The organism is Paenibacillus sp. IHB B 3415, assembly GCF_000802655.2.
GTDB lineage: Bacteria > Bacillota > Bacilli > Paenibacillales > Paenibacillaceae > Paenibacillus_AQ > Paenibacillus_AQ phytohabitans.
Genome location: NZ_JUEI01000071.1, coordinates 1 through 23,407, shown reverse-complemented (window position 1 = coordinate 23,407; position 23,407 = coordinate 1). Strand labels below are relative to the sequence as shown.

General features: G+C 53.5%; 24 protein-coding genes and 1 pseudogene. 22 read left to right on the top strand and 3 right to left on the bottom strand.

The window, feature by feature from the left end:
* Window positions 1–24: 24 nt before the first annotated feature.
* Window positions 25–390: a MerR family transcriptional regulator gene (locus QW71_RS27120; protein WP_039306735.1), complete on the top strand. Its 366-nt coding sequence runs from the start codon at window positions 25–27 to the stop codon at window positions 388–390.
* Window positions 391–455: 65 nt separating this feature from the next.
* Complete coding sequence (locus QW71_RS27115) at window positions 456–797, top strand: co-chaperone YbbN (protein WP_039306666.1); 342 nt, start codon at window positions 456–458, stop codon at window positions 795–797.
* A gap of 180 nt (window positions 798–977) precedes the next feature.
* Here the strand turns inward: QW71_RS27115 and QW71_RS27110 are convergent, their stop codons facing one another.
* On the bottom strand, window positions 978–1,880 hold the full coding sequence (locus tag QW71_RS27110) for a CHAD domain-containing protein (RefSeq protein WP_039306663.1): 903 nt from the start codon (window positions 1,878–1,880) through the stop codon (window positions 978–980).
* A gap of 286 nt (window positions 1,881–2,166) precedes the next feature.
* On the opposite strand from QW71_RS27110, the gene QW71_RS27105 reads away from it, so the two are divergent.
* Entirely contained in the window at window positions 2,167–3,063 is an 897-nt protein-coding gene (locus QW71_RS27105; RefSeq protein WP_052770290.1) for a hypothetical protein, read from the top strand.
* A 455-nt stretch (window positions 3,064–3,518) separates the two neighbouring features.
* On the opposite strand, the gene QW71_RS27095 is transcribed toward QW71_RS27105, so the two are convergent.
* Window positions 3,519–4,298, bottom strand: a complete 780-nt coding sequence (locus tag QW71_RS27095) for a carbon-nitrogen family hydrolase (protein ID WP_039306657.1) — start codon at window positions 4,296–4,298, stop codon at window positions 3,519–3,521.
* A 108-nt stretch (window positions 4,299–4,406) separates the two neighbouring features.
* On the opposite strand from QW71_RS27095, the gene QW71_RS27090 reads away from it, so the two are divergent.
* The 9 genes and pseudogenes from QW71_RS27090 (at window position 4,407) to QW71_RS27050 (ending at window position 12,684) form a co-directional block, all read left to right on the top strand.
* Window positions 4,407–4,835, top strand: coding sequence for a MarR family winged helix-turn-helix transcriptional regulator (locus tag QW71_RS27090; protein WP_039306654.1), 429 nt, complete (start codon window positions 4,407–4,409; stop codon window positions 4,833–4,835).
* 39 nt (window positions 4,836–4,874) lie between these two features.
* Window positions 4,875–5,510 carry a nitroreductase family protein gene (locus tag QW71_RS27085; RefSeq protein ID WP_039306651.1) on the top strand — a complete coding sequence of 212 codons (636 nt, stop codon included), beginning with the start codon at window positions 4,875–4,877 and terminating at the stop codon, window positions 5,508–5,510.
* 131 nt (window positions 5,511–5,641) lie between these two features.
* Entirely contained in the window at window positions 5,642–5,938 is a 297-nt protein-coding gene (locus tag QW71_RS27080) for a putative quinol monooxygenase (protein ID WP_039306648.1), read from the top strand.
* 21 nt (window positions 5,939–5,959) lie between these two features.
* Window positions 5,960–7,154, top strand: a pseudogene (locus QW71_RS37370) (pyridoxal phosphate-dependent aminotransferase).
* 215 nt (window positions 7,155–7,369) lie between these two features.
* Complete coding sequence (locus tag QW71_RS27070) at window positions 7,370–8,998, top strand: phosphatidylserine/phosphatidylglycerophosphate/cardiolipin synthase family protein (RefSeq protein ID WP_039306645.1); 1,629 nt, start codon at window positions 7,370–7,372, stop codon at window positions 8,996–8,998.
* Between the two features lie 64 nt (window positions 8,999–9,062).
* Window positions 9,063–9,440 carry a hypothetical protein gene (locus QW71_RS27065; protein WP_039306641.1) on the top strand — a complete coding sequence of 126 codons (378 nt, stop codon included), beginning with the start codon at window positions 9,063–9,065 and terminating at the stop codon, window positions 9,438–9,440.
* Window positions 9,441–9,552: 112 nt separating this feature from the next.
* Window positions 9,553–9,879, top strand: coding sequence for a metalloregulator ArsR/SmtB family transcription factor (locus QW71_RS27060; RefSeq protein WP_039306638.1), 327 nt, complete (start codon window positions 9,553–9,555; stop codon window positions 9,877–9,879).
* A 108-nt stretch (window positions 9,880–9,987) separates the two neighbouring features.
* Window positions 9,988–11,766: a SulP family inorganic anion transporter gene (locus tag QW71_RS27055; RefSeq protein ID WP_039306635.1), complete on the top strand. Its 1,779-nt coding sequence runs from the start codon at window positions 9,988–9,990 to the stop codon at window positions 11,764–11,766.
* Window positions 11,767–11,982: 216 nt separating this feature from the next.
* The gene (locus QW71_RS27050) at window positions 11,983–12,684 is read left to right on the top strand and encodes a DUF1361 domain-containing protein (protein ID WP_039306632.1); all 702 of its coding nucleotides are present in this window, start codon (window positions 11,983–11,985) and stop codon (window positions 12,682–12,684) included.
* On the opposite strand, the gene QW71_RS37365 is transcribed toward QW71_RS27050, so the two are convergent.
* On the bottom strand, window positions 12,660–13,040 hold the full coding sequence (locus QW71_RS37365; protein ID WP_047014003.1) for an MGMT family protein: 381 nt from the start codon (window positions 13,038–13,040) through the stop codon (window positions 12,660–12,662). The two genes, QW71_RS27050 and QW71_RS37365, sit on opposite strands and share 25 nt — an antisense overlap.
* A 280-nt stretch (window positions 13,041–13,320) precedes the next feature.
* On the opposite strand from QW71_RS37365, the gene QW71_RS27040 reads away from it, so the two are divergent.
* From QW71_RS27040 to QW71_RS26995, 10 genes are all read left to right on the top strand, one after another.
* Window positions 13,321–14,868, top strand: a complete 1,548-nt coding sequence (locus QW71_RS27040) for a spore germination protein (protein ID WP_052770287.1) — start codon at window positions 13,321–13,323, stop codon at window positions 14,866–14,868.
* Entirely contained in the window at window positions 14,865–16,019 is a 1,155-nt protein-coding gene (locus tag QW71_RS27035; protein ID WP_039306629.1) for a Ger(x)C family spore germination protein, read from the top strand. Before QW71_RS27040 ends, QW71_RS27035 begins: the two co-directional genes overlap by 4 nt.
* Window positions 16,020–16,021: 2 nt before the next feature.
* A complete protein-coding gene (locus QW71_RS27030) occupies window positions 16,022–16,225 on the top strand; it encodes a hypothetical protein (protein WP_039306625.1) in 204 nt (67 codons plus the stop codon).
* Between the two features lie 27 nt (window positions 16,226–16,252).
* Window positions 16,253–17,347, top strand: a complete 1,095-nt coding sequence (locus QW71_RS27025) for an endospore germination permease (protein WP_039306622.1) — start codon at window positions 16,253–16,255, stop codon at window positions 17,345–17,347.
* Between the two features lie 124 nt (window positions 17,348–17,471).
* Entirely contained in the window at window positions 17,472–18,092 is a 621-nt protein-coding gene (locus QW71_RS27020; protein WP_039306619.1) for an alpha/beta hydrolase, read from the top strand.
* Window positions 18,093–18,107: 15 nt separating this feature from the next.
* Window positions 18,108–18,404 carry an antibiotic biosynthesis monooxygenase gene (locus tag QW71_RS27015; RefSeq protein WP_039306615.1) on the top strand — a complete coding sequence of 99 codons (297 nt, stop codon included), beginning with the start codon at window positions 18,108–18,110 and terminating at the stop codon, window positions 18,402–18,404.
* Window positions 18,405–18,421: 17 nt separating this feature from the next.
* The gene (locus QW71_RS27010) at window positions 18,422–19,237 is read left to right on the top strand and encodes a phosphotransferase family protein (RefSeq protein WP_039306612.1); all 816 of its coding nucleotides are present in this window, start codon (window positions 18,422–18,424) and stop codon (window positions 19,235–19,237) included.
* A 27-nt stretch (window positions 19,238–19,264) separates the two neighbouring features.
* Complete coding sequence (locus tag QW71_RS27005) at window positions 19,265–19,810, top strand: DUF1697 domain-containing protein (protein ID WP_039306609.1); 546 nt, start codon at window positions 19,265–19,267, stop codon at window positions 19,808–19,810.
* 264 nt (window positions 19,811–20,074) lie between these two features.
* A complete protein-coding gene (locus tag QW71_RS27000; protein WP_039306606.1) occupies window positions 20,075–22,261 on the top strand; it encodes a glycosyltransferase family 39 protein in 2,187 nt (728 codons plus the stop codon).
* A 30-nt stretch (window positions 22,262–22,291) separates the two neighbouring features.
* Complete coding sequence (locus QW71_RS26995; RefSeq protein ID WP_039306604.1) at window positions 22,292–23,275, top strand: glycosyltransferase family 2 protein; 984 nt, start codon at window positions 22,292–22,294, stop codon at window positions 23,273–23,275.
* Window positions 23,276–23,407: the final 132 nt, after the last annotated feature.

Genomic DNA, 23,407 nt, shown 5'->3' with positions numbered 1-23,407 from the left:
CTCATGAACCCCGGGGAGAATGCCATGAAAATAGGTGAATTAGCTACACTTACGGGCGTAAGCGTCCGTTCATTGCGATATTATGAGCGTCAGGGACTGATCAAACCGCTGCGCCAGGACAACGGGTACCGTGAATACTCTCCGCTTGCCGTGGATACGGTGGAGACGATTAAGCTGTATTTGAATCTTGGCTTGTCGACAGAAGAGATTGCCGGATTCCTGAACTGTGTTCTGAAGAATAAAGAGGCATTCTGTGCGGAAGTGATGCCGCTGTACCGCAGCAAGCTGGAAGAGATTGAACGCCAGCTGGTTGAGCTGAATCAGATCAAGCTGAACCTGCAGGACCGGATGGCTTCAATTCTGCAAGAGCAGCAGAATGAAGCGGAATAAGGCGAATAGATTGAAGTTGTTGTTTCTGTGAATATTGAATGTTAAATTTTGAAGGAGGGCTTGAGATGGCTATGATAATTGCCGATAACGCCGGAGCTGTACGTGAACAGCTGAAGGCTGGAGGAACCGTGCTGGTGGATTACGGTGCGTCCTGGTGTCCGCCCTGCAGAACCCTGCTGCCGATTCTGGAAGAGCTGAATGCAGAATACGGGGATGACGTGAGTATGATTAAGGTGGACTGTGATGAACTGCCGGAACTTGCATCGGAAGCCGGAGTGATGAGCATGCCGACAGTGATCGTATACAGCGGAGGTCAACCTGTGGAGAAGCTGGTCGGCCTGCGGCCGAAATCCGTATATCAGGGTGTGTTGAACAAAGTTGCCGGAGTGGTACGCGGTACAGTCTAAGTATCATTACTGGAAAAGGGCCAGGAGCGCCGCTTTGCCGCCGATATCGTGGAGCACAAGCCCGCGATTCTTCCCAGGCAGCGTTTCCTGGCACTCGCAGCCCAAGAATTAAGGCAGGATGCCGCATGAGGATCATGCAGCGTCCTGCCTTTGTATTTTCCGGAAATATATATAATGCCGCTATTTCGTGCTCTCTGCTGGAGGAACTACAGGGACAACCTCATTCTGGTGCAATGCTTCCAGTACCTCTGCGCGCAGACTTTCGGTGAACGCCGCCCATGTTTTTTTGCCGACATCCAGCTCTTCACGTCCAATGGAATTCAGTGTTTCGAGCCACACCCGCTTATCATTAATCACCCCGAGCTGCTCCTGAATATCCTTGTAGATGGCCTCGTGGGCATGGAATTTCTGATTCAGCGCAAAAGCGGCCGCGTTAGCGGTATAGCGCAGATGCTTGGCGGCAATCCGCAGCTCATGAAGAGCTTCGAAGGCTTCCTTCGATTCAGCCTCGGGCCCCTTGAACAGGGTCTTGCAGGCTTTTTTCTTCTGCTCAAAAGCGACTTCAAGCTCGCGCATGACCACATTGGCATCTTTTTTGGCGGCGAGCGGCTCCAGCTGTGTATCGATAAAAGGGGTCCACTGCGCATCAAGAGCTTTGCCGGACAGCTTCGGGAGCCCTTCCTCCAGCTTCTTGCGGAATGTCTTCCGCTTGGCCTTCTGGTGTTTGATTACTGCTGTGAGCAGTTCGGCGGTTTTGACATCGCCCGCCTCTTTGGCGGTCTTGCGCCGTTCCTTGAACGATGCGATCAGTACATCTGCGTCCCTTACCTTGCCGAGCTTCTTCTGTGCCTGCTTGAATGTGCTGTACAACTCTTCCGTAGCCGAATGGCCCGGATCAAGAATGGACAGGAGCGTCAGCAGCTTGCGGCTGTTGACTCTGGCCTGATGAATATCTTCATCTCCGAAGCCCTTCAGCACATCTTGGCTGTAGTCCCGGAAGTTGATATACAGCTTGTTCATTGCCTGCTCCCATTGTCTGGCCTTGCTTAGTTGCCTGTCCTTTGTCAGTTGTTCGGTTGTCATGCGGCATCACTCCTAAGGGTTGTGTATAGCATGAGCTTCAACGCGATTCTTATGGCTGGGATTATCTTCTTATCCTCTAAGGATAACGGGTTCCAGCCGCCATTTCAAATACAGAGTTTATATACCGGGGGCTTCGCGGCCAGGGCGGAGATCGGTTACAATAGATTAATTAAGAAAGTGTAATTACAACACAGCGGAATACGCAGCGTGACTTGCGGGATCAGGGCGGTGCCCGGCCTGCCGTATCCGGGGAAGAGGTAGTCAGTGGGACTCGCAGGCATTCTGAATGAGAAGTGAACCTTATAATGTGCTGGAAAATGGAGTGGCGGGCAGGCTGCCTGAAGAGATGGTGCTCTTCACGCATTTGAGCGGAGAAGCGGAGGGAACGGAATCCGGGCAGGATATGCTTGTTCCGTTTGCCTTCGAGGAAATGCTGTGCCGGGATGTCGGAGCCGGACAGGTTCCGCCGGTACTGCATCTTTGGAGCCACCCGGGCGGTGTGGCGCTGGGGCTGCGGGACAGCAGGCTGCCCCGTGCAGGGGCGGCGATGCAGGCGCTTGAGGAGCGGGGAATCCGCACAGCGGTCCGGCATTCAGGCGGTGCTGCGGTGCCGCTAGATGCCGGAATTGTCAACGTGTCCCTGCTGCTGCCCAAAAGTCCGGGCAAACTGGACTTTCACGATGATTTCCGGCTGCTGGCTTCGCTGATTGCCGAAGCCGTAGCTGTGAGCCATCCGCAGGCGGCGGCTCTGATCCGTGCCGAAGAAGTCACCGGGTCGTATTGCCCCGGTGACTTCGATCTGGCCATCGGCGGCCGCAAGTTCTGCGGCATCGCCCAGCGGAGACAGAGCAACGCGTACTTCGTCCACGCGTTTGTTGTCGTGTCCGGCTCCGGGCTTGCGCGCGGAGAACTCATCCGCAGCTTCTATGCAGAGGCAGCGGACGGGGACGAATCGCTGGATTATCCCCGCGTGCGTCCGGAGACGATCGCTGCGCTCGGGGAGCTTGGCGGCCCGGATTCGGCCGCAGTCTTCACGGCAGGCATCCGGCAGGCAGTTGCCCGCCGGGGCACCCTGCTGAAGCCGGCGGACCGCCTGCAGGAGGAGACCGGCTACAGCCTGCAGTACGGCGATCCGCGTGTACTGGAGGCGGCGCATGTGCTGCGGGAGAGATACGCGCGCTGAAACAAGCGCGCAATGTAACGGGAGTCAATGGGGAGCGTGGAGAGCGGGCGGTCATTGAAGAGTGCAGGTAGGTGCACACGAAGGGTGCAGGTAAATGCAGACGAGTGCAGGCGAGCTAAATTCGCCTGCGCTTTTTACTGCTTGGGGAGATAGAGGGAAAAATCCCTTTAAGTTGGTGGTGGGAGGGCATTTGGAGGTAGATAGAGGGAAAAATCCCTTTAAGTTGGTGGTGGGAGGGTATTTGGAGGTAGATAGAGGGAAAAATCCCTTTAAGTTGGTTAGTGGGAGGACATTTGGAGGAAATGAGGGGCACAAGTGTCCTTGAATTCGATGGAAGCGGGCATTTGGCGGAAATGAGGAGCAGAAGTGCCCCTGAATTCGATGGAAGCGGTCACTTGGCGGAAATGAGGGGCAGAAGTGCCCCTGAATCCCTGGAGAGGGCGTCTTATTCGCCCCTACAGATACAGCTCCGGACGCCGGTCGGAGAAGACCGGGATCTGCCCGCGCACTTCCCGCACCCTGGCGAGGTCGATCTCGCCGCTGAGAATCTCTTCGCTGCCGGAAGCCTCGCTCACAATCTCTCCCCAAGGGTCAATAATCATGGAATGGCCGCCAAAGATGTTGGCCGGATCAGAACCGGAGCGGTTGCAGGCCACCACGTAGCACTGGTTCTCAATCGCCCGGCTGATCAGCAGCGCCCGCCAGTGGGATAAGCGGGGCAGCGGCCATTCTGCACTGACGAACAGCACTTCTGCGCCCTCTGCCATATGAACCCGGACCCATTCCGGAAAACGGATGTCATAGCAGATTAATCCGGCACATAAAGTGCCGTCCAGCTTGAACAGTCCTTTGGCTGAGCCGGGCTGGAGGTAGAGATGCTCATCCATCAGCTTGAACAGATGCAGCTTGCTGTACTGCCCGGCGGGTGCTCCGGTACGGTCGAAGACGAACATACTATTGGTAACTCCGGTATCCTGCCTCACGGCGACGGAGCCGGCGACGATATTAATCCCGTATTCCCGGGCCAGACCGGAAATCAGGGTCCCCGCAGTGCGGCCCCCGTGATCTGCGATCTCGTCCAGCCGGGTCAGATCGTAGCCGGTCGTCCATAATTCGGGAAGGATTATGCAGTCCGGGTTGCCGGCGGCGGCTTCGCGAATTTTGCGTTCTGCCGCAGCATAATTCACCTCCGGATTGCCGAATGCTATATCGAGCTGAATCAGGGCTATTTTCATAAGGCGGTCTCCTCTGTTTTTTAATTAGTTGACGGGTCAATGATTTCGGTGTAAAGTAAGTTTTGTCAAAAAGATTTTGCACAATATATTTGCGTGAGGGGGTTAATTTTGACAGAACATCTGCCCGATGAAGATACGATCTTTGAGCTGCTGCAGGCGCTGCATAAGGGAATCAGCCCGAAATTCGAGCGCTGTGCGGGCATTACACCCACCCGGTTCCGCCTTCTCCAGGAATTGTTTCGAGTCTCCGAGATCAGCCAGATTTCGCTGCAAAAGACACTCGATATCGATGCCGCAGCGGTCACCCGCCACTTGAGAGGACTTGAAGACAGCGGAATGATTGCCCGCCGGAATAATCCTGCCGATAACAGGGTCACCCTCGTCTCCCTGACCGATCACGGCCGGGAACATATTAATTCCTACCGGGAAGAGAAGACCCGCTTCATCAGCGACCTGCTTACCGGGTTCAATGAACAGGAACGCACCGTACTCGCAGAGATGCTTACCCGGCTGCAATATAATATTAATTTACTGTAGCCGTCACCTATAATCAAACCATAAAGGAGCTTATTATTCATGAACACAACCAGAAACAATGATTTCACAAGCATTATTACAGGACGCCGCTCAATCCGCAAATACGATACCTCCTTCAAAATCAGCAAAGAGGAAATGACAGAGATCCTTACTGAAGCGACTCTGGCCCCTTCCTCCGTTAATATGCAGCCTTGGCGTTTCCTTATCATCGAAAGCCCGGAAGCCAAAGCCAAGCTGGCCACCATTGCCAAATTCAATCAGCTTCAGGTAGAAACCTCCGCAGCAATGATTGCCGTATTCGGTGATCTGAACAACTTCGATTATGCTGAAGAAATCTACGGGACTGCGGTAGAACGCGGACTGATGCCTGCTGAGGTAAAAGAAAGACAGCTGGCTGCCCTGGGTGCCCACTTCGCGAAGCTGCCTGCGGACGTGAACAGAGAAACGGTAATGATTGATGCCGGTCTGGTCTCGATGCAATTGATGCTGGCAGCCCGTGCCCATGGCTATGACACGAACGCGATCGGCGGATTCGAGAAGGATCAGATTGCTGAATTGTTTGATATGGACAAAGAACGTTATATTCCGGTCATGCTGATATCGATCGGCAAAGCGGTTGAAGAAGGCTATGCATCCGTCCGTCTGCCGGTTAACACCGTTGCCCAGTGGAAATAAATATTGGATAATGCTGGACAGCTGAGTTAATATTCAAGGAAAATCAAACTTCAGCAAAGGCTGCCTGAGCCGGTTGTGTACATCACTGCTCGGGAAGCCTCTGCTGCATATTATTTTAGGAGGAATACTAAATGATTATTACCCACGCATTGCTTCAGGTAAATCCCGCACGTGAGCAGGAGTTCCTTGAAGTCGCGAAGACCCTGGTTGCCGCAACCCACGAAGAAGAAGGCAACATCTCATATGAATTGTATAAGCATACAGCTGGCGGAAATACCTACATTATGGTCGAGATCTGGCGTGACCAGGCGGCTGTAGCCGCCCATAATACAAGCCCGCACTTCACCGGCTTCGCCGCCAAAGCAAAAGAATTCCTGACTGCACCGCTGGATGTTAAGCTGTATAACGCTGAAGAATTGAGCAAATAATTCCGGCTTGAAGAGGGGAGCATGCCCGTGAATCGTTTTGAACCTTCACAAATGCTGAAATCTCTGCCCAGGCAGTTCTTCGCCGCGCTTGTCGCCAGAGCCGGAGCCGTTGCTGACGAAGGGCACGACGTAATCAATCTGGGGCAAGGCAATCCGGACATGCCTACACCGGCCCATATCGTGGAGTCCCTCCAGCTTGCTGCAGTGAACCCTCTGAATCATAAATATCCGCCGTTTCGCGGCCATGCCTACCTCAAGGAAGCCGTGGCCGAGTTCTACCAGCGGGAATATGGAGTCGGGCTTGAACCGGAACGCGAGGTCGCCATTCTGTTCGGCGGCAAAACCGGTCTGGTTGAGGTGGTGCAGTGTCTGCTCAATCCGGGGGATACGGCGCTGGTGCCTGATCCCGGTTATCCGGACTATTGGTCGGGGATTGAGCTGGCGCGGGCTGTTATGGAGATGATGCCGCTGACGGCGGAACGCGGGTTTTTACCCGACTATGGCAGCATCAGCCCGGAGACCGCAGCGAAGGCGAAGCTGATGTTCCTGAACTATCCGAATAATCCCACGGGAGCTGTGGCGACCGCGGATTTCTTCAGGGAAACGGTGCAGTTCGCATCCGGTCACAACATTTGTGTGGTGCATGATTTTGCCTATGCCGCCATTGGTTATGAAGGGCAGAAGCCGCGGAGCTATCTGCAGACCCCGGGCGCGAAGGAGAATGGCATCGAGATATACACCCTGTCCAAAACCTACAACATGGCCGGCTGGCGCGTAGCGTTCGCCGTAGGTAATGCCAGCGTGATTGAGAGCCTTAATCTGCTGCAGGATCATATGTATGTCAGCCTGTTCGGCGCGGTGCAGGAGGCAGCCAGAACGGCGCTGCTTGGCCCGCAGGCCTTGGTACAGGCGAATGTGGCCCGCTATGAAGCGCGGCGTAATGTCCTGATTCAGGGTCTGCGCAGCATCGGCTGGGAGGTGGAAGCCCCCCCGCGGCTCCTTCTTCGCCTGGCTGCCGGTTCCTGCAGGCTATACCTCGCAGAGCTTTGCTGACCTGCTGCTAGACGAAGCTCATGTGGTGGTAGCGCCAGGCATCGGGTTTGGCGCCTATGGTGAAGGATATGTGCGGGTGGGGCTGGTCAGTGAGGAGGCCCGGCTTGCGGAAGCGGTAGAGCGGATTGCCGCGCTGAAGCTTTTTCAGCCCTCCGGGCTATAGTTCTGTAGCTCTCCTATTAAGCTAGCTAATATACACACCCCCAGGGGGGGGTTTCCCCATTTTGCATCCCGCAGCGGGAGGCGGAAGAAAATACTGCTAAGAAGCGGAACGTTTATAAAACAGGCGTGCCGGGTATCTAAGCTTACCCTTACACGAGCTGTAACGCGCAGGCGGGACCTGAAGAGAGTGGGGGATGAAAGGGATGAGGGGATCGAATGGGAAATATACATAGGAACAAGCAACTGCCGCAATTACCTGCAGTGCAGTGGGATGAACGGCTTCGGCAGGATCTCGCGGATTACGTGAATTACCGGATATCCGGCGGCTCGTTAAGAACTATCGCTAAGAATACGGACGCCGCCGATTCTATTATTGAGCCTATTCTGGACAGCGCTGCTGTCCGTGCATACCGGCAGGCGCAGCATGGAGGTGTGATCACCGATGTCCGGCAGCTGGAGGAGTATCCCGGATTCAGTCCGGAGCTGCTTGAACGGCTCGCATCGGCCGTGTCCGGTCTGGATTCCGGCAAGCTTAGAGCACTGGCGCCGCAGACTACCCGGCATAACCGGGTAGATCCTTATGTGAACGGGCCGCAGTGCCTGGAGATGCTGCTGGAAGAGATCCGTAATGCACAGCGTTATATCCATCTGTCCGTGATGCTGTTCTTCAATGACCATTCGGGAAATCTGATCGCTTCGGAGCTGCTTCATGCGCTTCAGCGGGGAGTAGAAGTCCGGATGCTGGTGAATTACACCGTCACCGCCTTGGGATACGGAAGTAATCTTGAAGTAGGAAGATTCTCCGAGATTGCAGAAGTCCTTGAGCAGGCAGGAGCCCGGCTGAAGGATACATTTCATTCCTGCTACCCTGCTGCGGAATGGGCAGTGAAGCGTGAGGAACTGAAGTCTCAGGGCGTCCCTGAAAGTATCCTCTTTCTGCAGGACAAGGTACAGGAGGATGTGAAAATCACCGGGCTGAATGTGATCGACCACCGTAAATTTATGGTCATTGACGGAATAACATCCGTTATAGGCAGTCTCAATATCGGTGACCAGTATACTTTTACGACGCCTATCCGGGAATCGGCAACTGAACAGATTGACGGACGCCCGCTTGGGATTCCCTCCAGGGAAGAGGAGTGGCATGACGGCTGCTTCCGGATTCAAGGGGAGGCTGCCCGGCCGCTGAATGAGGCTTTTCACGCCAGATGGCTTCTGCTTGGAGGAGACCACTTTGAGGTGGAAGACCCGTTCTACCACCCTGCGGGAAACTATGAATTCGGCGGGGAAGAATGTACGCTCTTTCTAAGTTTTCCCGGAAATCCGGTGAATCTGATTCAGCAGTATTATCTGGATTTGCTTACGTATGCCGCCGAAGAGACTATTATTGTGAATCCTTATCTGATCGACCAGGCCTTCTGGGACCGGCTCGGTGAAGTTGGACTGGAGTGTTCCTGCCATATCTCGATATGCAATCCGCTTGAGGTCAATGATCATCCTACGAACAAGGCAGCGGTGCGCAGCAATATGTACATTCCTTTCTGCAATGGGGTGTCCTTCTATGACTACAGCTTTACAGAACGCTTCTCCCACTGGAAAATCACTTATGACCACAGAGCGCGGGCTGTATTCCACGGCTCGTATAATATCAACGAACGAAGTGCCTGCCACGATTTCGAAATGGGAATGCTGGTTAAGAGTGAGCCGTTCGCAGACAAGGTGAAACGGATGATTGATTATGATCTTGGGGTATCCCGTAAAATCAGCGACAAGCACGAATTCTTCAAGCATCCCTGGCTGCATCCCAGCACGTATCTGAACAAGGCGACGCAGAATTACACCTGATATGTCTGCTGGCCCATGTCATGTATAATGAGCGGTATAACATATGAAGATGGAGCTAATGAGGATGAACATAAACATACTTGGGACAAGCCTGAAGAAGAATGAGGTACTCTTCGCGTCTGAATTCGGCGAGGGCAGAGGAACCTGGTGCGGTGCCGCTGTGGCTGCCGGGGAGACCTGTGAGGCTGAATTTGAGCTGCCCCCGCTGTTCATGCGCTGGGTGGATATTGTGCCAGCGCACGGAGGCCGTTGTGAGATACGTATGGACGGGAATGTTGTCATATTGACGGGTATACTGGAGAACATAGAGGAAGACGGAACCGGGTATCTGCGGCTTGGCCGCGATTTAATCATGTTCGAGTGCCTGGGTGAACCGATGGCGCTGGGCGGATTCGTGGAGATCAGGACCGGGGAGATCATGCTGTACCCTGTCAATCCTTGAGCTTGCGGGGCGTATGCCGGACTAACTATTTCCTGCTCCGGCGTAGCCACCTTCGGCTAAATGAGCTAAGATAATATACATTAGAAAGTATAGCAAGAGGAGCAGAAGTCCCATGAACAGCGATATTCAACAATTTAAGACGGAATTCTTCAAGGCGCTGGCTCATCCGATGCGGATCCGCATTCTGGAGCTGCTCAGTGAAGGCGAGAAGAATGTGAATGAGCTGCAGGCGATCCTCGGCTCGGAAGGCTCTGCCGTGTCCCAGCAGCTGGCCGTACTCCGTGCCAAGAACGTAGTGGCCAGTGTCAAGGAAGGAACCACCGTAATTTATGCCCTCCGTGATCCTCTCATCAAAGACCTTCTGGCTGTAGCCAAACAAATATTCGACAATCATCTTGTGAACACCATCTCCCTGCTCGAAGGCATCCGCAGCGAATGACCCCGGCTTCCCGGGGGGCGGATTACCCCGTTGACAAGAACGGCAGGCAGGAGTAATGTGAGTCTTATATTCAAATAATCAGATATTCAAAGAAAAGAAGGTTAAATGATGACAGGGTGGGGCCGTTTTAAAGGCTACAATATTGCTTCTCTGCGTAAGGATATCATTTCAGGGACGATCGTCGGCGTGATTGCCATCCCCTTGGGGATGGCATTTGCTATTGCCTCCGGTGTCAAACCGGAGTACGGAATTTATACGACCATAGTAGCCGGTATTCTCATTTCCTTATTCGGCGGTACAAAGTTTCAGATTGGCGGGCCTACGGGTGCGTTTATTCCTATTTTATTCGCGATTGCCATGCAGTATGGATACGAGAATCTGCTGATTGCCGGAATGATGGCCGGGGTCATTCTCGTGGTGATGGGTGTCCTGCGGCTGGGGGTGCTGATCAAGTTCATTCCGAAGCCGGTGACAATCGGGTTCACGGCAGGAATTGCCGTTATTATTTTCAGCGGGCAGATTGCCAACTTTCTGGGGCTTAGGGATATGGAACGCCATGAGAGCTTTCTGGACAATATGAAAGAGATCGGCGCGCATATCTCGACAATCAATCTGTACAGTATCCTGACAGCTGCGATTTGTCTGGCTGTCGTAGTGCTGGGGATGCGCTTCGCGCCGAAGGTGCCGGGTTCTCTGATCGGGCTATTGTGCGCTACGATTATTGCTGCTCTATTCTTCACCGGCAAGGTGACTACAATCGGTTCAGCTTACGGGGATATCCCGAATACACTGCCAAGCTTTCATTTCCCGGTCATTACCTGGGAGAAGATCAGGCTGCTTATCCGGCCGGCCTTCATCATTGCGATGCTGGGCGCCATTGAGTCGCTGCTGTCCGCAGTAGTCGCCGATGGCATGTCAGGCAGCCGCCATGACAGCAACCGCGAGCTGGTCGGCCAGGGGATCGCCAACATTGCTGCGCCGTTGTTCGGTGGAATACCAGCGACCGGGGCGATCGCCAGAACGGCAACCAATATCCGCAGCGGTGCGGCTTCGCCGCTCTCCGGTATCATTCACGGCGTTGTTGTGTTTCTGATTCTGCTGTTATTCGCTCCCTATGCTTCCAGCATTCCGCTGGCCGCGATGGCCCCGATCCTGATGGTCGTGGCCTGGAACATGAGTGAACGCAAGGAATTCCTTCACCTGCTTAAGCTGAAGACGGGGGATTCACTGGTGCTGTTCATTACTTTCCTGCTGACTGTGTTTGCGGATCTGACGCTGGCGGTAGAGGTGGGGCTGGTGCTCGCGGTGATACTCTTCGTGAAGCGTATGGGAGAAGTGCACATGGTCTCCAAAGTGCTGCCTGACCCTTCCTCCGTGAAGGTTGAGGCACATATGGTGACGGACAGCCACGATTGTCCGCAGATCGGAATCTATAATGTCGAAGGACCGCTGTTCTTCGGGGCCGCCTACCGTTTCGACAGTACCATGCCGGGACTGGGGCCGGATCAGCCGAAGGTCATTCTGCTGCGCATGGGGAAGGTGCCGCTAATGGACACCACCGGTGAAGCCAATCTGGCTGGCCTGGTGAAGCAGCTGCACGCGGATGGCGGAAGACTGATGATCTCCGGTATCCAGAGCCAGCCGCTGGATCTGCTGAAGAAGACAGGTCTGTATGACAGAATCGGGGCTGCCCAGTTCTATGATCATACAGGGGAAGCGATCAATGAAGCGCTGGGAAGCATTGATTACAGTCGGTGCCTGGGCTGCAAGCATGCTGCCTTCAGAGAATGCAGCGCATTCTCAGGGCTTGATGAGGCCTCATCGCGCAGCGCAGTCTTCAAAGGGCGCACCCCGGCTGTCGCCAGGAAGCTGAGCGGCGGGGTATAGAGACCGGAATCCGGTCCTGCTGATCCGGACTTAACATTAATAGCAACAATAGCAACAGCTCCAGCCCGGACATTCACGCGTCCGGGCTGTTTTTATAGCTGCCGCATACAATGTTGGACTAAGCGGTTCCATATTTGTACAATTAGAAAGAGTGAAAAGGTAATTGCAGAGTGTATATAGCTGAACTATATAACAAGGTAAGGAGAGTACTCCCTCATGAAGGAACTGAATTATTCGAAGGTATTTATACTACTGGCTGGAATGACGGCGGCAACACTTGCCGTATATCGTGTAGTTTCGCTGCGGACTGATACGTTCTATGCCTTTCTGCTCTGGAATCTGTTTCTGGCCTGGGTGCCGTTCTTCTTCTCCATGGCCGCGCATGAGCTGGATAAGCGGAAGATCGGGGGGCTGCTGATTCTGCCGCTTGGCATAGCCTGGCTGCTCTTTTTCCCGAATGCGCCCTATATTATGACTGACCTCGTGCATTTAACCATCCGCAAAAGCAAATACATCGTAGGCGGGACGATCCAGAACCGGTACTGGTACGATTTGACCACCCTGCTCTTGTTCACCTGGAGTGGCTGGCTGACCGGATTCTTCTCCCTGTACCAGTTCCAGCATGTGATCTACCGCAAGACCAATGGGGTGCTATCCTGGATCTTCGTGCTGTTTGCCTGCGTAATGGGCGGTTATGGCGTTCTGCTGGGCAGAGTCTACCGCCTGAACAGCTGGGATGTGCTGACAGACCGACACCAGCTGTACCAGCTGGTTAAGGACAGTCTGAACCGGCAGTCTGTATTCTTCAGCTTATTCGTAGCCTTTGTGCTGCTGGTGATTTATGCCACGCTCTATTGTCTGCTGAACGGACTTGCCAGCGGGAGCGGCAAGGCTTATTCGAAGGGCGGCAGAAGATGATCTTCAGGTTCGGGGTTGAAATCTTGCTCCGTCTCCAGTTCCAGCACGGGTCCCGGATCGTACTGATAACGTTCAAGATCAACCACACCCCGCTCGTCAAAAATAATCCCTTCACCCAGCAGGTACAGCTGCTGCAGTGAGCCGGATTCGTCTTCGGTGAGCGAGATCATTCCTTTGGAATTAATGACCCTGTGCCACGGCAGCTTATACTTCCTGCTCATAGAGTGCAGAATACGCACCACCTGCCTGGCTGCCCGGGGACTTCCGGCCGCGCGGGCAATTCCGCCATAGGTCATGACAGCTCCTTCCGGGATGGACTGAATAATGGTGATCACTCTTTGGGTGAATGGCGTCATGTACAGGCTCCTTTGTCTATAACAGAACTATCGCTGTATGTACTTAGGACAACCATAACATAAAGCGCCACATAGAGCATCTGCCGGGAAGGAGTAACCGCGATAGCCTGAAAATAGTTCTCCCGGTCCCGCCCGGCCCAGCCCCTGTCTGTACAGACAGGGGCTATTTGCTGTTCGGCGCCTAAGCCTGAGTTCTTCCTCTACAGCATAATTATGGCGAATAGGAGTTAGAGAGACGGGGGATAATCAGAGCAATAGAAATGTGACAGGAGTGACTGCTGTGAAGAGCGAGGATGCTGCAATAGACAGTGAAGCTGACGGCAAAATATCATCTTCCCAGCCGCTAAGTCCTTCGCTGGATGATACGCTGGCTCTGTTCCGGAAGATTTTCAGTAATGATGGGACCTTGAGAATTCGTGTGATTGAGAATAAGCATAGCATGCCCATCCGCTGCGGCTTGATCTACGTGGATGGAATGATTGACCGTGATCTTATACAGAATGGGATTACCAAGCCGTTCATGGCCTATGGATTCACAGAGCAAGAGAGCGGCAATCCCGCAGAGCTGATGGAAAAAATCCGTATGGAAGTTATCAATATCAGTGACATTATGGTGTCCACGAAACTGGAGGAATTGGTTGGTGCTGTAGTCAGCGGCAAAACAGTATTCCTGCTCGACGGCTACGCCGGAGCGCTAAATATCAATGCCCAAGGCTGGGAGACCAGGGCCATAGAAGAGCCTACCACGGAAAAAGCCGTCCGGGGCCCCAGAGAGGGGTTCACCGAATCCCTGCTCGTCAATCTCACCCTTATCCGGCGCAGGGTGCAGAATTCCGATCTAAAATTTGTGTTCACCGACATCGGGACGCGTACGAAGACACAGACCTGCATCTGCTACATGGAGAGCCTGGCTTCACCCGATATTCTTAAAGAGCTCTACAGCAGGCTGGAGCGGGTAGAGATTGATTCCATCCTGGATACGGGTTACTTGGCTGAGCTTATCCGCGATGAACCCTATTCCCCATTCGAGACGATCGGCAATACCGAACGGCCGGATGCTCTGGTAAGCAAAATCATGGAGGGCAGAATCGCTGTGCTCATTGAAGGTACCCCGTTTGCCTTGACGCTGCCGTATGTTTTCGTAGAGAACTTCCAGGCCAGTGAGGATTACTATATCAACTATTATTTTGCATCCTTTAACCGTCTGCTCAGAGTGCTGGGAGCTTTCATGTCAATTAGTATTCCAGCCGGGTACGTCGCACTTGTAACCTACGCGCAGGAAATGGTGCCTACATTACTGCTGCTGAGTATCGCTACCGCAAGGCTGTCTGTCCCCTTTCCTACAGTCTTTGAGGCGCTGCTCATGCTGACAATCTTCGAGGTGCTGCGCGAAGCGGGGGCGCGGATCCCGACCTCAATTGGCCAGGCTGTCAGTATTGTAGGGGCGCTGGTGCTGGGCCAGGCTGCGGTAGATGCGCGGATTGTCAGTGCGCCCATGGTGATTGTGGTAGGGCTAACGGGAATAACGACACTGCTGAATCCAAGGCTGACAGGCCCCTTGATTATAGTCAGGCTGGGGCTGCTGTTCATGACCTTTTTCCTGGGGATATACGGATATTTCTTCGGGCTGCTGGGTCTGGTGATTCATCTGATGAGCCTGCGCTCCTTCGGGGTCCCCTATATGCTCGGAGTGGGCTCGATCCGGCCTCAGGATATTAAGGATACCGCCATCCGTGCACCCTGGTGGGATATGTATCTGCGCCCTGCGATGATCGGAGCGCGGAATATGAAGCGGAAGCCCTCTAATAAGCGGGGGAAGCGGTCATGAGAGCCTTGCGCAGAGTCCTGTCCTGCCTGTTCTCAGTAGTACTGCTGTTCAGCATATCCGGGTGCTGGAATTATACCGAGGTGGATGATATGTCCATTGTAGCCGGCGTAGCTATCGACAAGAACAAGGCGGACGGCAAGCTGCTGCTTACTGTGGAGATGGTCGATACCAACGGGGGCCTGGACAAAACGCAGGCAGGGTTTAAGATGGTTAGTCTAAGCGGGGATACCATGTTTGAGATTGTCCGCAATATCATCTCCATAACCGGCAAGAAGCTGTTCTGGAGTCATGCCAAGGTCATTATTTTCAGCGAGGAGGTGGCCAGGGAGGGCCTCATTAAAGCAATTGACTGGTATAGCAGAGATACGGAGACAAGATCGGATGTATATATCTTCGTCTCGGGAGAGAAGACGGCCCGTGAGGTTCTTAATCTGAACAGTACGACGGAAATGATCTTGTCGTTTGAACTAGCCCAAATGATGCGGGATGAGATGCATATCAGCAGTGCGCCGACTGTGGAAATATGGGATTTCATCGACAAGCTTGAAACATCAGGTAATAATGCGGTAGCGCCGATGATTAATATCCATATGAAAAACGGCCAGAAGAATGAAAAAGTGGAGGGTACCGCTGTATTCGTAATGGACAGAATGGTCGGTAAGCTGGACGGAGATGAGACGAAGAGTATGTTATTTGTCAAAAATCTAATAAAAGGAGGAGTGTTGGATGTGGAGGATAAACACGGAACCCCATCGTATTCCCTGGAGATCATCTCCAGTCAGACCAAGCTGAAGCCCAGAATGGTTGACGGCAGGCTGCAGATGCAAATCCAGATTCTGACTACAACCGGACTGGATGAAGTCATGACAGCAGAAGGCTTCATGGAAGGGGAAACCATGCAGGATATTGAGAAAAGGGCTAGTGAGCGTATGGAGGCAGATATTCTTGCCTTAATCCATAAAGTCCAGCAGGAGTACGATGCCGATATTTTTGCCTTTGGCGAGAATATTCATGAGAACCAGCCCAAGATTTGGGCTAAGGTCAAGGATCACTGGCCCGAAGCATTCGCTGATCTGGATGTGACGGTCAGCTCCAAAGTCGAGATTCAGAGCAGTGCCAAAACAACGCGCGCGATTAGGCTGGGGGATTAGTCATGGTCGTTTACATTGTGATTATCTATGTGTTTGTGGCCATCCTCGATCCCTATGGACTGCTGAAGCGGGGAATGAAGCGGGACTTCTATGTATGCTCTGTGCTGTACCTGATCTCCTTCTCCCTAGCCTTTGCCTTGTCGATGCACTGGAAGATTCCAAGTCCGTCCCCGCTGATTGAAAATCTGATTAAGAGGCTGTACTAGAGCATACTCCTGAAGGAGGAGGTAAGCATGAGCAAAGAGATTATACCAGCGGGGCAGTCGATCAGCATTGCTATATTATTTATCAGCGGGAGCTCACTGTTCATGGGAGCCTCGGGGGAGTCCGGCAACAGCAGCTGGATTGCCCTGCTTTTGGCTATCCTGCTAGCCGTTCCGCTCATGCTGGTCTACTCGAGACTCCATGTGCTTTTTCCGGGTAAGGATCTGTACGACATGCTGATCGCTGTGTTCGGAGCAGTTCTCGGGCGTATGCTCTCCTGCCTGTACATATGGTACGCGCTGCATTTGGGAGCGCTGGTGCTGCGCAATTTCGGGGAGTTCAGCAAAACAGTTGCCCTTACTGCTACACCGATGATTGCCCCGATGCTGGTGATCGGATTGCTCTGTGTCTGGGTGGTGATTGCCGGGATGGAGGTGCTGGGCAGAAGCTCCAAGTTCCTGCTGCTGTTTTCGCTCATGGTGATTGTGTTTATAGAGCTGCTCTCTGTTCCTAAGTATGAATATCATCACCTCAAGCCGTTGCTGGATAGCGGATGGGGCCCTGTCCTCAGGGATACAGCCGGCTCATTCACCTTTCCCTTTGCCGAGATTGTAGTCTTTCTGGGGGCCTTCAATGTGCTTCCGGCCAAAGGCTCAGCCAGAAGGGTGCTGCTCAGCGGTACACTGATCGCAGGAACGATTATTATTTTTGTTACATTGCGCAATTTATTGGTACTGGGCCCCGATATTCTATCCAGTCTGTATTTCCCTTCGTATGTGGCTGTCAGCAGAATTAACGTTGGGGATTTCCTGACCCGGATCGAGGGATCGTCGGCTATTATATTTGTAACAGCGTTGTTCATAAAGGTCAGCCTGTGCCTGTATGTAACCTGTAATGGAGTAAGCAAAGTATTCAAGCTGAAGAGCTACCGGTCCGTTGTGCTCCAGATGGGGCTCATCATGGTGTATCTATCCGATTTCATCTATAAGGATATTATGGAAATGGAGTATTTTGCTTATCACATCTACAAAGTGTATGCCCTCCCGTTCCAGGTGGTTATTCCCGTTATGCTGTGGATTACAGCAGAGATCCTCTCCCGCAGAAAGAGCAGCAAATCCATATGAACTATGCCATCCCTCCACAGCCCCGCGTTGCGGGGCTATTTATTTTCAACCTGCACGGAAATTGGCTATAATGAGAGGCAGAGAATCATGTTGTAGAAGAGGAAGACGAAAGGCGTGAGAATAGATGAGTGTATCCAGCATCATAATGTCCTCACATTGGGGCAGGGAAGTCAGACATAAGTATGTGGCACAAGGCTCCAAGTCGCTGGCCGTGGTGTTTCCGGGACAGAATTATTCCGCCGAGCGTCCGTTGCTGGAGTATGCGGGCAAGCTGGCCCGGGAATACGGCTGTGACCTGCTGCTGCTGGAATATGGATACCAAAGTGCACGGGCGGCCTTCAAACGTGAAGAAATCGATATTGTTGCAGAGGAATGCAAGGTGGCGCTTGCTTCGCTTCCGGAGTATGAACAGCTGCTATTCATCAGCAAAAGCATGGGGACAGTGATCGCCGGAAAGGTAGCTTCAGAGACAGGAATAGGAGAGAAGGTTTCCCATCTGTTCCTCACCCCTGTTGCTGAAAGTATCCCGTACGTTAAGCAGAGCCGGGGCAGCGTTATTTACGGCGGGAGTGATCCGCTGTTCACTGAGCAGCATTCTGCCGAGCTCAGCGGCCTGAAGCAGGTGCGGGTGTACAGGATTGATGATGCCAACCATTCTTTGGAGGTAGGCAGTGTCAACGAGTCGCTGGCCGTGCTGCTGGTCATTATTAATTTCTATCATGAGTTTTTCCGCGATTCACTTTAAGAGGGAGATGAGAGCATGATTACAGAAGCGGCAATGCTGCAGGTAAAGCCGGGATTGACCCGGCAGTTTGAGCAGAGCTTCAGGGAGGCATCCCCGCTGATTGCCTCGATTGACGGTTATTTGGGACATGAGCTGCAGCACTGTATGGAGGACGACCATAAATATCTGCTGATTGTCAGATGGCGCAGCCTGGAGGATCATACGGTGGGGTTCAGAGAATCCGCCCAGTATCAGAAGTGGAAAGCGCTGCTGCATCATTATTACAGCCCATTCCCTGTAGTTGAGCATTATACCCGTATCATTCTGGATTAGAGGAAAGGAAGCGCAGTATGTTGGGGAAAGTAATCGGTAAAGGCCGGACTGCGGAAGTTATGGAGTATGGCGAAGGAACGATTCTTAAGCTCTATCTGAATGAGGTGCCGGAGCATCATGTGGACTGGGAATACCACATCAGTACCTATGCCTATGAACAGGGAGTGCGTACCCCGCGGCCGGTTGAGCTTGCCGCGGAGGAGGGCAGAAAGGGCATTGTGTTTCAGCAGATCCATGGCTCCTCGCTGCTGAGGCTGATGGGTGCGAAGCCGTGGCTAATTGCCAGCTACGCCAAGCAGATGGCGGCTCTGCAATACAGCCTCCATCAGCTTGCAGGCCCGGGTGAAGCCGGAGAACAGAAAAAACGGCTGAAGCAGAATGTTATTGCTGCCCCCATGCTTAATATGGAAGAGAAGGCACCTATTCTATCTCAGCTGGAGCTGCTTCCAGGCGGGAATAAGCTATGTCATGGTGATTTCCATCCGGACAATGTGCTGATGGACGGGCAGCTGTGGGTTATTGACTGGATGACTGCCGTTTCGGGAGATCCCGCAGCAGATGCTGCACGGTCCGTAGTCATGTTCAGTATAGGTGCCATGCCCAAACATGCCTCCCTGTTCACCAAAGTGTTCTTAGGCTTCGCCAGAAAGCGGATGACGAGTCAATATACCCGTGAATATATGAGACTCTCAGGGGTGTCCCGGGCGGACATTGAAGCTTGGATACTGCCGGTAGCGGCTGCACGGCTGGTGGAGTGGCTTCCGGTATCAGAGAAGGAGCAGCTGGTCCGCGAAATCCGCAAGCGCTTGAGATCACTGCCTCCCGCCCCATGACCATTCATAGAGAAAGCAGGTACGCTTATGAATACATACATCGCACTGCTGCGCGGAATTAATGTCGGCGGCAACAAGTTGATCAAAATGCAGGAGCTTAAGGCAATGTTCGGGGAGCTTCAGTATGCGAATGTACGGACGTATATCCAGAGCGGCAACGTGGTATTTGAGAGTGAAGAGGCTTCCGGTGCAATTCTCGCCGGGGTGATTAGCCAGCGTATCCGGGAGACCTTCGGCTTAGAGGTCCCTGTGATCATCCGTTCCCTGGACGAGCTGGAAGCGGTCATTACCGGTAATCCGTTCCCGCTGACAGAGCCGGAGGAATTCAAACGTCTGTATGTTTCATTTCTGGCTGCCGAGCCTTCAGCGGAAGCCCTCGAGAAGGTTCGTACTTACGAGGATGGAGCGGATCAGGTACGGGTTATCGGCAAAGAAATGTACACCTTCTACAAGGTGAGTGTAAGCGAATCGCCGCTGTTCAAAGTGCAGTTCGACAAGCTGCTGGGCACGAACCTCACCGCACGCAACTGGAACACCGTCGGTAAGGTGACGGCGCTGGCCCGCAAGCCGTAGGTAAGATTAGCTTAAGGAATATTGCTCTGTGTGCTTTATGTATACCCCCCGCATCCGTTCTCTACGGTGCTGCTCCGGCAGCATGGACGGCTAAGCGGGGGGTGTTTGCCGTTCCCTTTTATACAAAACCGTTTCAGCAAACATTCAGCCTGTATTCATTATGAGTTAAGGTAAGGATGCAATAATACACCTATACAAAGACAAGACCGGTCAACAAGGCGTCTTACCGGATGTCAAGAAGAACGGATTGGAGCGGGTGAAACTATGAAATGGTTAAAAAGGCTGGGTTCTGACGTCGTCTTGCTGGGTATTCTGCTGCTGGCGGCAGTTCTGTACGGTTATGGAATCTGGAATGATCAATATGTCAATACGTACTACACTACGGCAGTAGGGAGTATGCTGCAGAGTTTCCATAACTTCTTCTTCGCCTCACTTGACTCTGCCGGATCCGTAACTGTCGATAAGCCGCCGGTAACGTTCTGGCTGCAGACCATAAGTGCGCTGATCTTTGGCCTGCATGGCTGGAGTGTCATTCTGCCGCAGGCACTGGGCGGTGTAGGTTCGGTCTTAATCGTCTATCTGCTGGTGAAGCCTACCTTCGGGAGAGCGGCTGCTCGGCTTGCTGCCCTGGCTATGGCGGCTACACCGGTAGCAGCTGCAGTGAGCCGCACGAACAATATTGATGCGCTGCTGGTGTTTACTTTGCTGCTGGCGGCATGGTTTCTGTTCAGGGGCATCGGGACCGGCCGGATGGGCAGCTTACTGGCTGCATTCGGGCTGATTGGTGTAGCCTTCAATGAGAAGATGCTGCAGGCCTATATGGTTGTTCCGGCGTTCTATCTCTTCTATATCCTGGCGGCCAAGGTCAACTGGAAGAAGAAAACCGGGACTCTGGCCGCCTGCACCGCAGTGCTGCTGGCGGTTTCGCTCTCATGGGCGGTAATTGTTGATTCCATACCAGCGGACAAACGTCCTTATATCGGAAGCAGCGGCACCAACTCTGTACTTAATCTGGCTTTTGGCTATAACGGGGTTTCCCGTTTAACCGGTGACCGCAGTACGGGCGGCAGCGGAAGCGGCGGCGGTTTTGGCGGCGGCGGAATGCCCGCAATGAACGGGGAGATGCCGGAGTTTGGCGGTGAAATGCCGGCGGTGAATGGAGACGGCGGATCGTTCGGCGGAAATCAGCAAGGACAAGGTTTGCCACCGGGGATAAGCGGTGATGATCAGGGCGGCGGCAGCGGTGGCGGAACAGCCGGTGCTGCAGACGGCGGAGGCCGGGGAATGGCTCCTGGTCAGGCTGACGGAATGCAGGGGCAGGATGGAGGAGGCAGAACGGGCGGAGGCGGACGTCAGTCTGGTGATTGGGGCGGCGGGGACGGCGGCCAAGGCGGACGAGGCGGGATGAACGGCGGCGCTGGCGCTGGCGGGATGTTTAATACCGGTACCGCCGGCCCGCTGCGGCTGTTCCAGTCCGAGTTATCCGGCCAAGCCAGCTGGCTGCTGCCGTTCGTGTTGTTCGGCTGCAGCGGAATTTTTGCCAGCCTGCGCCGGAAGAACTTCACCCGGAAGCATAAGGAGGCCTTGTTCTGGCTCGCCTGGCTGGTGCCGGTCATGGGATTCTTCAGCATCGCCGGCTTCTTCCACCAGTATTATCTGATCATGATGGCTCCGCCGGTTGCGGCGCTGGCAGGTGCAGGGTGGTCACAGCTCTGGAGCTATTACAAGGAACGTGCGGTCTGGCTGTCCTGGCTGCTTCCGGCAGCGGTACTCGCAACAACGGTGTTCGAGGTATATATCATCCATCCTTATGACGATACCATCGGCAGCGGCTGGTCCATTGTTGTCCTGGCAGCAGGTGTTGCAGCTTCCGTAGTGCTGCTCATCCTGCGGCTGCTGAAAGCCAGCGCAAATAAGCAATCCTTATTGCATGCCGCTGCTGTAACAGGACTTCTGGTTCTGCTGATCGGTCCGCTCTACTGGGCTTTTACGCCGATCACGTACGGCAATAACAGCATGACTCCGGCGGCGGGCCCGGACAGCAGCAGCGCTGGCGGCATGGGCGGCAGAAATAGTGCTACAGGAGTTAATGAGAATCTGCTGGCCTATCTTAAAGAAAACAACACCGGTGAGAAATACTTGTTCGCAGCTATGGATTATGGAACGGCAGGTGCTTATATTATCGACGAAGGCGAATCGGTGGTCATCCTTAACGGATTTAACACATCAGACGTTCCCTATACCACAGATACTTTGAAGGCGCTCGTAGAGAGCGGCCAGGTGAAATACTTCCTGGTCAGCAGCGGCGGTATGGGCGGCGGGCGCGGAGGCGGCAGCTCGGAGATCACGTCTTGGATCACTGAGAACGGGACAGAGGTTCCGTCCGCAGACTGGCAGGGAACATCAGGCGGCGGCACTGGCGGAACATTATACGAGGTCACGCTTAACTAAGTAACTACATCATTTGAGGAGGAGCTGCCCATGAGCACCCAAGTGCGCTATTCCATAATTATACCGATGTTTAATGAAGAGGAAGTGATTCAGGAGACGTACCGGCGGATCAAGAAAGTAATGGGAGCAACAGGGGAGTCCTATGAGCTGCTCTTCGTCAATGACGGCAGTACGGACAACTGTGCGCAGATGATCGAGGAGTACAGCTACTGGGATGAAAGTGTGAAGTTGATTGACCTGTCCCGTAATTTCGGCCATCAGATTGCTATTACAGCAGGGATGGATTATGCGCTTGGAGATGCCGTGGTTATTATCGATGCGGATCTGCAGGACCCCCCGGAACTGATTCTGGATATGATTGCCGAGTGGAAAAAAGGCTACGAGGTCGTCTACGCCAAGCGTATCAAACGAAACGGGGAGTCCCTGTTCAAAAAATGGACGGCAGCCCTCTTTTACCGGATACTCCGATATTCGACAGATATCTCTATCCCGGTAGATACCGGTGATTTCCGGCTGATTGACCGCAAGGTATGCGATGAGCTGAAACGCCTGCCGGAGAAAAACCGTTTTGTCCGCGGACTGGTAAGCTGGGTGGGCTTCCGCCAGAAGGCGCTTGAATATGAGCGTGATGAACGTCTGGCGGGCGAAACCAAATATCCGCTGAAACGCATGATTAAGCTGTCACTGGACGGTATCACCTCCTTCTCCTACAAACCGCTGAAGCTGGCGGGCTATCTGGGAGCTCTGCTGTCCGCATCCGGCTTTCTGTACCTTATGTATGTGCTCTACCTGGCGCTCTTTACGGACGAGGCCGTTAAGGGCTGGGCATCGATGATCGGGATTACGCTAACCTTCAACGGATTTGTGCTGATCATGCTGGGCGTGCTGGGCGAGTATGTCGGCCGGATTTACGATGAGTCCAAGGGACGTCCGCTCTACATTGTTCAGGAGTTCTATGGCGGCAAGAAGCAGCAGAGTGCACAGAAGCACAGAGTAGCCCATCTCAACAAATAACTGAAGGCTGCGCGGGACGATTACGAGTACGGCAAGCGAACCGTGATCGTCCGGAGCAGTTTTTTGCTGCGGCTGAACTCTGGAGCATTATCGTTAACCCCCGAACCCCCGAACCCCCGAACCCCCGAACCC

Excerpts from the sequence above, each read along its gene's own strand:
- QW71_RS27120 (WP_039306735.1), top strand. The coding sequence starts at position 25 with ATGAAAATAGGTGAATTAGCTACACTTACGGGCGTAAGCGTCCGTTCA.
- QW71_RS27115 (WP_039306666.1), top strand. The coding sequence starts at position 456 with ATGGCTATGATAATTGCCGATAACGCCGGAGCTGTACGTGAACAGCTG.
- QW71_RS27110 (WP_039306663.1), bottom strand. The coding sequence starts at position 1,880 with ATGACAACCGAACAACTGACAAAGGACAGGCAACTAAGCAAGGCCAGA.
- QW71_RS27105 (WP_052770290.1), top strand. The coding sequence starts at position 2,167 with ATGAGAAGTGAACCTTATAATGTGCTGGAAAATGGAGTGGCGGGCAGG.
- QW71_RS27095 (WP_039306657.1), bottom strand. The coding sequence starts at position 4,298 with ATGAAAATAGCCCTGATTCAGCTCGATATAGCATTCGGCAATCCGGAG.
- QW71_RS27085 (WP_039306651.1), top strand. The coding sequence starts at position 4,875 with ATGAACACAACCAGAAACAATGATTTCACAAGCATTATTACAGGACGC.
- QW71_RS27080 (WP_039306648.1), top strand. The coding sequence starts at position 5,642 with ATGATTATTACCCACGCATTGCTTCAGGTAAATCCCGCACGTGAGCAG.
- QW71_RS27070 (WP_039306645.1), top strand. The coding sequence starts at position 7,370 with ATGGGAAATATACATAGGAACAAGCAACTGCCGCAATTACCTGCAGTG.
- QW71_RS27065 (WP_039306641.1), top strand. The coding sequence starts at position 9,063 with ATGAACATAAACATACTTGGGACAAGCCTGAAGAAGAATGAGGTACTC.
- QW71_RS27060 (WP_039306638.1), top strand. The coding sequence starts at position 9,553 with ATGAACAGCGATATTCAACAATTTAAGACGGAATTCTTCAAGGCGCTG.
- QW71_RS27055 (WP_039306635.1), top strand. The coding sequence starts at position 9,988 with ATGACAGGGTGGGGCCGTTTTAAAGGCTACAATATTGCTTCTCTGCGT.
- QW71_RS27050 (WP_039306632.1), top strand. The coding sequence starts at position 11,983 with ATGAAGGAACTGAATTATTCGAAGGTATTTATACTACTGGCTGGAATG.
- QW71_RS37365 (WP_047014003.1), bottom strand. The coding sequence starts at position 13,040 with ATGACGCCATTCACCCAAAGAGTGATCACCATTATTCAGTCCATCCCG.
- QW71_RS27035 (WP_039306629.1), top strand. The coding sequence starts at position 14,865 with ATGAGAGCCTTGCGCAGAGTCCTGTCCTGCCTGTTCTCAGTAGTACTG.
- QW71_RS27030 (WP_039306625.1), top strand. The coding sequence starts at position 16,022 with ATGGTCGTTTACATTGTGATTATCTATGTGTTTGTGGCCATCCTCGAT.
- QW71_RS27025 (WP_039306622.1), top strand. The coding sequence starts at position 16,253 with ATGAGCAAAGAGATTATACCAGCGGGGCAGTCGATCAGCATTGCTATA.
- QW71_RS27020 (WP_039306619.1), top strand. The coding sequence starts at position 17,472 with ATGAGTGTATCCAGCATCATAATGTCCTCACATTGGGGCAGGGAAGTC.
- QW71_RS27015 (WP_039306615.1), top strand. The coding sequence starts at position 18,108 with ATGATTACAGAAGCGGCAATGCTGCAGGTAAAGCCGGGATTGACCCGG.
- QW71_RS27010 (WP_039306612.1), top strand. The coding sequence starts at position 18,422 with ATGTTGGGGAAAGTAATCGGTAAAGGCCGGACTGCGGAAGTTATGGAG.
- QW71_RS27005 (WP_039306609.1), top strand. The coding sequence starts at position 19,265 with ATGAATACATACATCGCACTGCTGCGCGGAATTAATGTCGGCGGCAAC.
- QW71_RS27000 (WP_039306606.1), top strand. The coding sequence starts at position 20,075 with ATGAAATGGTTAAAAAGGCTGGGTTCTGACGTCGTCTTGCTGGGTATT.
- QW71_RS26995 (WP_039306604.1), top strand. The coding sequence starts at position 22,292 with ATGAGCACCCAAGTGCGCTATTCCATAATTATACCGATGTTTAATGAA.